Below are 9,437 nucleotides of genomic sequence, written 5' to 3' on the forward strand. Positions count from 1 at the left end.
GGCGATGCGGCGGGCTTCGCGGGCGCTCGGTTCGCGGCGCTGGCGCGGTGCGTTCTGGAACGCCTGCCGCTCGGCGTAGCTCATGTGCGGCACGGCTTCGACCCACGCCCAACCCTCGGCGCGCACGTCCCCGGCCAGTGCATCCAGCTTGCCGCGCACCAGCGTTTCCAGCAGCACGGCGTCGGTCAGGTAGGTTCCGGCATCGCCTTCCGCGAACAGGTCGCGGCGGAGGCCGCCGCCCGCCGCCGTGTAGGCGTCCAGCCCGGCGAAGCGCACCAGCGGATGCGTGGCGTCGATTTCGCGTTCGGTCAGGCGTTCGCGCAGCACGGATGCGCCACGCTGCCATTCGGGCGCACAGTAGAACGCGGCTTCCTGCGCGGCGTGGTCGTCGGTGATGGTCAGGGCCATCAACTGTTCCAGCGTGACGGCTCCAGCCCGGTAGTCGGCCAGCAGGCGCGGCGAGACGTTGGCCAGCTTCAAGCGGCGCTGCACTACCAGCGGGGACACGCCGAAGTCGGCGGCAATGTCTTCGATGGGACGGCCTTCCTCGACCAGTGCGGCGAACGCCTCGAACTGGTCGGCCGGGTGCATCTGCTCGCGCAGCAGGTTTTCCGCGAGGCTGACGGTACGGGCCGAAGCGTCCGGCACCAGCAGGCAAGGCACCTCAAAGTCGGCGGCGATGCGCTTCTTCTTCGCCAGCAGCTTCAATGCGGTCAAGCGGCGGTCGCCGGCCACCACTTCGTATTGTTCGCCATCGGCGGCGAGGATAACGACAAGGTTTTGAAGCAGGCCGATGCGGGCGATGCTCGCAGCCAGTTCGGGAACGGAGAGGCGCGGGGTCTTGCGTGCGTTGCGCTTGGAACGGCGCGGCAGCAACTGCGAGAGCGGAACCAAAATCAGGTTCTTGGTCGGGTCAGCCACTTCCAGCGGCGCGGCGGTGGTTTCGATGGCGCGGGTTTCGGTTTGGGTAACGGCGTTCATGGTGATAACTCCTAGCGGTTGGGATGCAGCAGCGAGAGAAGCGGCAAGGGCTGCTGCCTGCCCCTGCCGCGTGGGGGGTTCAGGCTTTCAACTGGCGCATGCCATCGGCCAGCAGCCAAAGCGCACGGTTGAGGCGGATGTTTTGGTCGATGCCCTGCACCGGGCGGGTTTGCTGGCGGCGTCCGTTGGCGCTGCGCCCGCGCAGGCCTCCTTGAGTCAGGTTCTCTTGCGTGCGGTTGAACACGCTCCACAAGTCCGGGCGGCGGTCGTCGAAGCGGCGCGGCATCAGGATTTGCGATTCGGTGATGGGTGCGGGCTTGTCGGGGTCGTCGTACTTGAGGGCCAGCGCGGCGCGGGCGAACACTTCGGATTCGCCATCGTTCAAGGTGATGGCGCGCATGGAATCGCGGGATTCCTTCACCCGGTCGAAGCCGCTCAACACTTCGTAAGCGCCTTCGATGACGTGCCCGGCCACGTCGCCCTTGTGGGGTACGCGCACATCGGCCACGGTGTCGCCGAATACCAATCCGTTCTGGCAGACAAAGCGCAGCAGGCCAGCCAATAATTGATAGCTGCTGGTGCCGTCGTGCGAGTTCAGCAGGACGATTTCATTGGCTTCTGCATCATTGATCTGGTTGGCATGGCGCAGCCGGATCATGTGCTTGGTGAAGTCGCGGCGGTCTTCGTTGCGCACTCGGGTCTGCGCCACCATGAAGGGCTGGAACCCTTCTTTGCGCAGTTCCGCCAGCACAGCGGCGGTCGGGATATAGGCGTACCGCTCGGAACGGCTTTCGTGCGGGGCGTCCGCGAAGATGGACGGGGCCACACGGCGGATTTGGTCATCGGACAGCGGGTAATCGCTGCGCAGCGACGGGGAACGGGAAGCGAATCGGGATGCGAGTTGCATGGCATTTCTCCTGACGAAAAGGGTTTGCTGTTCAAACCGCACACCGGATTCCTAGATTCGGAGCCCAGCCTTTCGGCTGTTCGATGCGGTCGGCACGAAGAACCCGGTTGGCCCTGTTGCCACCGTCTTTCCTGAGTTCATCGCCCGCGACGGTCAGGAGCGCGCGAACGGGGGCCGTCAAGGAGGCAAGCGCGGGGTTGGTGCGGCCCGCAGGCGCAGCCGAGGACACGGCCCTGCGCGCCTTGACGGCACACGGGAGCGGGCTACGGTCGCGGATAAGGTGATGAAGTCAGGGGAGACGGCTGGACAAGGCAACGGCCATCCCTGTGTGGCGACCGCACGCAAGCGAAGCGCGCAGGCCCGAAGCTGGAAGCCGGGCCGGAGGCGTCAGCGATGCGGAAGGCTGGCAAAGCCAGTCCCGCTAGGGATGAGCGGCTAGCGAACCTGAAGCAGCGTGATCCGCGAAGCGGAGACGCAGGCACACACTTTCAGCTATCATTTGTAAGGAAATTTACAAGAAAGTATTTCAAACCAGCGATTAATTACGACTTCAGTTAAATAACTATCGCAATTCTCAATTCGAGATTTTCTTCATCGAAGCACCAACGACAAATGGAGATAAGTCATGGCGAAAAAATGCTTTCTGAGCTTTCACTATAAACAGGATAGTTGGCGCGTGTCGCAGGTTCGGCAAATCGGAGCTGTCGAAAAACAGCCTCTGCTGGACTCGAACAAATGGGAAGAAATTAAGAAAGCAGGCGATGATGCCATCAAAAAATGGATCGCCGACAACATGAAAGGCAAAGAATGCCTTGTCGTACTTGTGGGCGAGAAGACTGCCAGCCGCCGCTGGGTCAAACACGAGATAAAGAAAGCCTGGAAGGACGGGCTGGGTGTACTCGCCATCCATGTCCACAATCTGAAAGACTCAGACGGAAATCAGTCGTCGAAAGGATCTAATCCGTTTACAGGCCTCACCGTTGATGGAGAAGCTGTCACGGGTAAAGTCTACGATCCGCCATACACCACCAGTACCAATGTGTATGACTACATCAAGTCGAATATTGAAACTTGGGTCAGCGACGCTATAAAGGCGCGATGAACCGGCAATATCTGAATTGCATCCTGCGAGGTGTCGTTTGCTGTGGAGGATGCGGGTCACCCACATCCAAATTTGCCTGGGTTTAGTGCAATAGATGGAGTCAAAATGCCACGCAGAACATTTTTTTCTTTTCACTATGAGCCTGATGTATGGCGCGCCTGGAATGTCCGCAACAGTTGGGTTGTGAAGGAAACCGATGAGGAAAGCCGCGGCTTCTTTGACAGCAGCGTGTTTGAGGCATCGAAAAAAGAGAGTGACGAGGCACTAAAGACTTTTCTCCGCAAGGGGTTGGAGAATACTTCGGTCACTTGTGTCCTTGCTGGAACCCATACATGGTCACGGCGATGGGTGCGCTACGAAATTGCTCGCAGTGTTATCAAGGGAAACGGCTTGCTAACCGTTTTCATTCACGGTATCCAGAATAAAGACAAAGCGACATCTACAAAGGGTGCCGAACCATTGGCGCAGATGGGACTTTACAGAACCGATCGCGGCATATATCTCGCCGAGTGGAAGGGCGGAAAATGGGTGGCCTACGCAGATTACACGCTTGCGATTCCTGAGGGTGATCTGTGGTTCGCAGCACCAAAAACGAATAGCGTAGTCCAACTGTCAACTCACTGCCTGAGTTACGATTTCATAGGCCAGGATGGCAGGAAAAATATTGGCGAATGGATTGAAACTGCTGCGGGAATGGCTGGCCGATGAGCGAGAACTCAAGCATAAGATCACCCTACCAGCTTATCCTGCTGGGTGCGGTTCATGGGCATGACACTCGCCTCCGCCGTAGCGTTGACCTGGCGCTTCAGGGGCTCGGGATTCCGAGCACCGCAATTACGTTTCTCAGCGATGCCAACGCCTCTAACCGCAGCTTAAAGTCTCCGGTGATGGCAGTATTTTTCGGCTCGTCGGAAAGCACTGCCGATACCGCACTTGTGACGGAGTTGATTGATGACTCGATCGTTATCGCTCCGGTCGTTTCGGATTTGTCCCAGGTTCATGCAGAAATTCCGCCGCAGCTCAGGCATGTCAATGCTATTGTATTGGGCACCAACGATGAAGGCATCACCCGCCTCGTTACGCTAGTCCTTGAGACATTTAGGCTGTTGCGACGTGAGCGACGACTGTTCATCAGTTACAAACGAACAGGGTCTCAGCCGCTGGCCGATCGGTTGTACGATGCGCTCGATGCTCGCGGCTTTGACGTTTTCATCGACGTGAGGTCAGTGCCTCCAGCCGCAGATTTCCAATCACAGCTCTGGCACAGGATGTCGGATTCCGATGTCGTGGTGCTGATCGACACACCTGGTTTCAGAGAAGGTCGTTGGACGGCCGAAGAATTGGCGCGCGCAAACGCGACCAATGTGCAAATCTTACACCTACTATGGCCGGGGCAAAAGGAAGACCCTGCATCGTCCTTCAGCCACTTCATGAAGCTTAGGCGTCGGGACTTCTTTGGATTTATTCCAATGCGGGGGCGTTGGGCCACGAAGGGATTGGTGACGAGAATTTGCGACGAGGTCGAACGGCTACGCGCACCAGCAATTGCCGCCCGCCACCGATATTTGGTCGATAACTTTTGCGACGCCGCCCGCGACGAGGGACTTGATCCAAGTGTTCAGATTGAAGGCTGGATTTCTCTCAAAACCGAGTCCAATCGAACGCTGGCGATCGTGCCGGCAGTGGGAATACCAACCGCTGATCGCATCAACGAAGTGTTCGAGGCCATTACCAACCCCACTGTTGAGACGAGAGAAATATGGGTGATTTACGACAATAGAGGTGTACTGAGAACGTGGCTCTCTCACCTAGATTGGCTCGACTCATATTTGCCGATCCGGGCCGTGCAAATGTCGAAGGCGCCACAACTTCTGAAGGAGCTCACCGCATGATAGATATATTTCTATCTGCCAGCGTGCCTTTGCCTGATCGCAATCGGGTATTTTTCGACACCGCCGATGTTCTTGCTATACGGGAAGCAATCAAGGCTTTGGTTGAAGTAGTGTTGCCGATCGGACGAATCACGTGCGGCGGCCATCCGGCGATAACGCCGCTATTGGCTCTCTTTTCCCGCGAGGCAAACCTTGACCGCAACAGGGTGGCGATTTACCAAAGTAAGCTTTTTGAGGGTCGATTGCCTCCTGAACTAGCGGAGTTCGTCGACGTGCATATGGTGCCAGCGGTTGATGGCAACAGAGAAGCCAGTTTGACGGCCATGAGGCAAGCAATGATCGAAAGCCGCAGTTTCAGCGCAGCGGTGTTCGTCGGCGGCATGGATGGGATCTATGAGGAGCATAAATTGTTCGTCGAACACCACCCCAAAGCTACAGTGCTCCCGCTTTCAACAACAGGGGCCGCCGCCAAAATAATTTATCAACAGGGAGAATATGATCCAATTTTTGCACGTGACCGAACCTATTCCAGCTTATTTCGTCGAAAGATTCTGCCTGTGGATTAGCCGGGAAATTTTGCAGTAACTGCGTTCAGTAAGCTTGATGGAGCGAATAAAAAAATGGGGCCGCCTGTGCAGCCCCCTCGGTTCACAATAGCCCTCGCTCTGCAAATGCAGTTGTTTCGTGCCCGGCCACAACGACGTGATCCAGTGTGCGCACCTCCACCAGCGCCAGAGCCTCTTTCAGTCGCTGCATCAGTGAAAACCTGGCGAGTTGGATAGAAGGGGCGGTATCCGCTCGCTAAGAAACTGAAGCAATTCGTCAGAACAGCGATCCAGTCTTCATAGGATGTCCATACAGTTCAGAGATTTGCCCTTGAAACTGCGTCTGTCCGCCATAGCTCGGATGCCTCACGCAGATAACAGGCACGCTATCCGTGATTCGATGGGCGGCTGCGGCAGCATCGTTGCCGATGGCGACGATGCGCGAGGGACGAAGCAGAACGATGAGCTGTTGTAGTAGCTCTTCGCCGGCTCGCCTTTCACGGGCGTTGTGTTGCCGGTTGGTGAACGGATCCCCTGATTCATGAGGGTGAAGTGGGAAAACATTCCAGAGAAAGATGCGAGCATCAATGTGCTCTAGCATTCCCCATATAACCGCAGCGGTTCGCTCGGCTACGGCATTGCCGACTGTGGGCCGTTCGGGAGCCAGATCGACATTCCAACGTTTGGCATGTTGGCTCATGTGAACATCGTCAGTCAGGGCCAACCCAGTTCGACGGCCTCCGCGATACCCCAAATCTCGACCGATCCAAATCGCATCTACAGGCTCCTCTGAAGCGCAACGCAATAATGCGGAAAGTGCGGCGGCGCGGCGGCGCGGCGCGTCTCGACGATCATGAACTTCACAGCGATCAGTATAAGGATTGAAGCAGTCCTCAAATTGCAGCGAGGATACTGATTCAACAAAGGGGTGAATTTTCATTCTTAAGACTCAAGCGGCATATATTGTAGGGTGCGTTCTTTTCGGTTGCCGATGATCCAGCCACCTTGATTTTTCTTGATTTGACGGAATACGGAATATCCGTCCAAGATGGCTTTTTCCCAAAGCTTTAGCGGGCACTTCTCAACCTCATAGCCACTCACAAACTCTTCAATGGTTTTGAGAATCCCAAGGGAAACCTTTTCTTGATTCTCGAAATAGTTTAATTCCTTGGCTCTAGAGAAAATCCATGCCGTAAGCCCTTCCTCAACGACGATTGCCCGGCCGCTGTCTTGCTCTTCGTCGTATCTGGATTGGCTTTTTCTCTTGTGCTTGATCAGTGCCCGTATCACGGGTGACCAATGCAATATGGCTGCATATGCAAAATGGAAGACATCATGGAATCGGTAGCCATCTCGATCGGCTATGTTGTCGGTGAGAGGATCACCTATGAATACATCATTCCATTGGAGATAGCTTTTGCCGCTACCTCGTTGATTGACCCGGATCTTGAACTCTCTAGGGAGCTGCTCTTCTATTCCAAACTCGCTGTCGAAATCAAGGCCAATCAGGTCAGCCGCTTGCGGCTCTATGAATGCGCCCCTAGCTTTTCGGAGATTTCCTCGCGCTACGTCCGAGAACGCCAACTCTGACGCATGGATAGCATCAAGATAGGCTCGCGCGAAGGCAACTACGTCATCGCGAGCAGGGCCATTCCCCAGCAACGCTGCGGCTGCCTGCCCCAAACGTACCAAAGTAGCATCCAACGACGCTGGCGCAGCCGCTGGCACGGCAATGTAAGCCAATGCACCTGCGGCGATATCACTTGCCGCCCCTATGTTCTTAAAATCTCCGTGATTAGCCGCCTCGGCAAAGACAACGTCAAGGGGAATTTCCATTCGCCGACAGATAGCCGCCAAATACCAAAGGGTATCGCCAAATTCTTCTTCAGCCGCCCTTCTGAAGCCAGGGTACGCAGATTTTTCCCGAACATGTTTTTTGGCTGTAGACATTATTCCACCGACTTCGCCGTATAGTCCTTGAAGGACAGGATTGAAATCGGTCGGACTGAGTACATCCGTAGCTGCAACTTCCGAAGCATATTCCGAAAGCAGCAGCGAACCTTCCTTGTGCATCGGTTACCTCCGAAGCGTTAGCCATTCAAATGGGGCGCCCTGATATCCACTCAACGCAAGACCACGAATCCATATCTCTAGATTTTGAACCAGTTTTGGATCTTTGAAAGTGGTTAAGCCTATTCCTGCTTTGCATAGAGGGCGGCCTTGCTGGTCTTTTAATTCTTCCGGGAACTCTGGCCCCTCACCTCCGAAGTACACGAAGTCATCGCTAACGAGAACTCTATTGACGCTTGTGTCGCGAGTGACATGATCAGGGTTAAGCGAACCATCGGGGCGAGAATGAAAGGAATCTCGTTGCTTCCAAGCGGCCGCTGGCGTGGCTCTGAAGTAAATATTGTCCCCGCAGCTTTGCTTTCGACTACCGTTGCGATAGGGTTTCTTGGATTCAAACCGTGGATCCACCCCATATTCATCAAATGTCATCGTTTCGGTGACCCGCATCGCGTATACCAGATGCCCGCCTCGCCGAACATTTCGATCATTGCTACCGCTGCCAACCACCCAATCACCGATGTCGGCGCCCTTACGTATATTTGGCTTGCAGGTCGCCAGCGTGCAGTATCCATAGAATGGATTGGGTGCGAAACCACTATCATAACGCACCACGTAAGAGTGGATACGTGCCATCAGCAAGGATGCCTTTTCAGAGGAACCGGATCACAGGCGCCACCATCCGGTTTTTCCCATGTATCTTTGCCGTTGATAGCATCAATAATTGAGTCACCATTCCAACCAACCAAGGCATCGGCGTATTCTCTTAGCGCTTCTGGAATGTCGCATTCCTTTTCACCATGCTCCCAGATGCCGACAATACGCTTACCTTGTTTGGCCGCATATTCTATCTCCCAGGTCACCCAGTCGCTGTCTTTCGTCTGGGGTGAGACGTAGCAAATAAATACGCCCGCCCAGTTTATCGCTGGGGCCAGGATTTGCGTCTTGATATAGTGCTCATCCGTGGCGTTATTGAACTTTCCTGTATGGATGGAGGAATCCCTGACATCCATCCCTTTCGGAGCCAGCAGCTCTTTGAGCTTTTGTAGCCCATGATCGTCCTTATGGACATGGCTGATAAACACGTTCCTTTTCTCTGCCATCAGTCACCTCCATCGACGTTTTGAGGGCGTAAAAGATCGTAACTTAAATTGGGCGGTTGTGGCAGGAAACACAGATCAATCAAAGGATCGCCCGAAGCCCCTTGTCGGCGATGATGTTGAGCAGCTTCAGCGCCGGGCCTGCTGGGCGAGTCTCGCCTTGCTCCCACTTGCGCACGGTGGAAGCCGTAGTGTGAAGATGATGCGCGAACACCGGCTGGCTGAACTTCAAGGCTTCGCGTAGGCGCTTGATGTCGGCAGCACCGAATTCACGTACTGGCGATGGGCATATCGCGTCGAACTCGCGCATCGTCAACTTGCTGATCGCGCCCACTTCGTGGAGCGCAGCCAGGTCGTCACGCAGGGATTCAATGATCTTGCTCACAATGCACCTCCAATAACACGCCCGACTGCAACGCCTTCGACAACGCTTCCCCGGACAGTTGCAAGAACGCCTTACCGGCGAATTGCAGCGCCTTCTTCTCGTCCTGCGTGATGTTCGCCTTGTCGTTCTTCGGGAACCCATGCAGGAACACGTAGCGGCTGCCGATCCTGGCCGATACCAGGGTGCGGTAGCCGCCGCTCTTGCCACTACCGGCGCGGGCCACCCGCTTCTTGTAGAGAAAGCCGCCCAAGTCCGCGTCGATCAGACCGCTTTCCATCTCCTGGACCGCCTTGCACAAGGCGGCATCGGACAGCTTCTCGCTCGCCTGCCACCGAGCAAAGTCCTTCCGCTTGAGGATGCACGTCATCTCGACCCCCAAACTATACCCGAAACGGGTATAGTTTTCAATGCGTCGCCGCGGAGCCACTCCGCAAGAGGCGGCCCGCCCGATTGTCGTG

General features: G+C 55.8%; 12 protein-coding genes and 1 pseudogene. 4 read left to right on the forward strand and 9 right to left on the reverse strand.

Annotation, left to right across the window (positions count from 1 at the left end; genetic code table 11):
* The coding region (locus LO50_RS22990) for a ParB/RepB/Spo0J family partition protein (protein WP_044316482.1) at window positions 1-981 on the reverse strand (981 nt) is incomplete at its 3' end.
* A 79-nt stretch (window positions 982-1,060) separates the two neighbouring features.
* Window positions 1,061-1,888 carry a DUF932 domain-containing protein gene (locus LO50_RS22995; RefSeq protein ID WP_014861252.1) on the reverse strand — a complete coding sequence of 276 codons (828 nt, stop codon included), beginning with the start codon at window positions 1,886-1,888 and terminating at the stop codon, window positions 1,061-1,063.
* 625 nt (window positions 1,889-2,513) lie between these two features.
* On the opposite strand from LO50_RS22995, the gene LO50_RS23000 reads away from it, so the two are divergent.
* The 4 genes from LO50_RS23000 (at window position 2,514) to thcA (ending at window position 5,448) form a co-directional block, all read left to right on the forward strand.
* Entirely contained in the window at window positions 2,514-2,990 is a 477-nt protein-coding gene (locus LO50_RS23000) for a TIR domain-containing protein (RefSeq protein WP_044316483.1), read from the forward strand.
* Window positions 2,991-3,095: 105 nt separating this feature from the next.
* Window positions 3,096-3,698 carry a TIR domain-containing protein gene (locus LO50_RS23005; RefSeq protein ID WP_044316484.1) on the forward strand — a complete coding sequence of 201 codons (603 nt, stop codon included), beginning with the start codon at window positions 3,096-3,098 and terminating at the stop codon, window positions 3,696-3,698.
* Window positions 3,695-4,882: a Thoeris type III anti-phage system protein ThcB4 gene (gene thcB4 / locus LO50_RS23010; RefSeq protein ID WP_044316485.1), complete on the forward strand. Its 1,188-nt coding sequence runs from the start codon at window positions 3,695-3,697 to the stop codon at window positions 4,880-4,882. Before LO50_RS23005 ends, thcB4 begins: the two co-directional genes overlap by 4 nt.
* Window positions 4,879-5,448 (forward strand): Thoeris type III anti-phage system protein ThcA, encoded by a 570-nt coding sequence (gene thcA, locus LO50_RS23015; protein ID WP_044316486.1) that lies wholly within the window; start codon window positions 4,879-4,881, stop codon window positions 5,446-5,448. The genes thcB4 and thcA overlap by 4 nt, the downstream gene beginning before the upstream one ends.
* Window positions 5,449-5,530: 82 nt before the next feature.
* On the opposite strand, the pseudogene LO50_RS24465 reads toward thcA, so the two are convergent.
* The 7 genes and pseudogenes from LO50_RS24465 to LO50_RS23035 form a co-directional block, all read right to left on the reverse strand.
* A pseudogene (locus LO50_RS24465) lies at window positions 5,531-5,641 on the reverse strand (JAB domain-containing protein); the annotation flags it as partial.
* Window positions 5,642-5,704: 63 nt separating this feature from the next.
* The gene (locus tag LO50_RS24470) at window positions 5,705-6,367 is read right to left on the reverse strand and encodes a uracil-DNA glycosylase (protein WP_080902154.1); all 663 of its coding nucleotides are present in this window, start codon (window positions 6,365-6,367) and stop codon (window positions 5,705-5,707) included.
* A gap of 2 nt (window positions 6,368-6,369) precedes the next feature.
* A complete protein-coding gene (locus tag LO50_RS23020; RefSeq protein WP_044316487.1) occupies window positions 6,370-7,500 on the reverse strand; it encodes a nucleoside triphosphate pyrophosphohydrolase family protein in 1,131 nt (376 codons plus the stop codon).
* 3 nt (window positions 7,501-7,503) lie between these two features.
* Window positions 7,504-8,130 (reverse strand): Nmad2 family putative nucleotide modification protein, encoded by a 627-nt coding sequence (locus LO50_RS24475; protein WP_080902155.1) that lies wholly within the window; start codon window positions 8,128-8,130, stop codon window positions 7,504-7,506.
* A complete protein-coding gene (locus LO50_RS23025; protein WP_044316488.1) occupies window positions 8,130-8,597 on the reverse strand; it encodes a TIR domain-containing protein in 468 nt (155 codons plus the stop codon). Before LO50_RS23025 ends, LO50_RS24475 begins: the two co-directional genes overlap by 1 nt.
* Window positions 8,598-8,676: 79 nt before the next feature.
* On the reverse strand, window positions 8,677-8,979 hold the full coding sequence (locus tag LO50_RS23030; RefSeq protein WP_044316489.1) for a helix-turn-helix domain-containing protein: 303 nt from the start codon (window positions 8,977-8,979) through the stop codon (window positions 8,677-8,679).
* A partial coding sequence (locus LO50_RS23035; protein WP_425522008.1) for a type II toxin-antitoxin system RelE/ParE family toxin occupies window positions 8,963-9,437 on the reverse strand: 475 nt, incomplete at its 5' end. The genes LO50_RS23030 and LO50_RS23035, both read right to left, overlap by 17 nt.

This window comes from Stutzerimonas stutzeri (genome assembly GCF_000935215.1).
Lineage (GTDB): Bacteria > Pseudomonadota > Gammaproteobacteria > Pseudomonadales > Pseudomonadaceae > Stutzerimonas.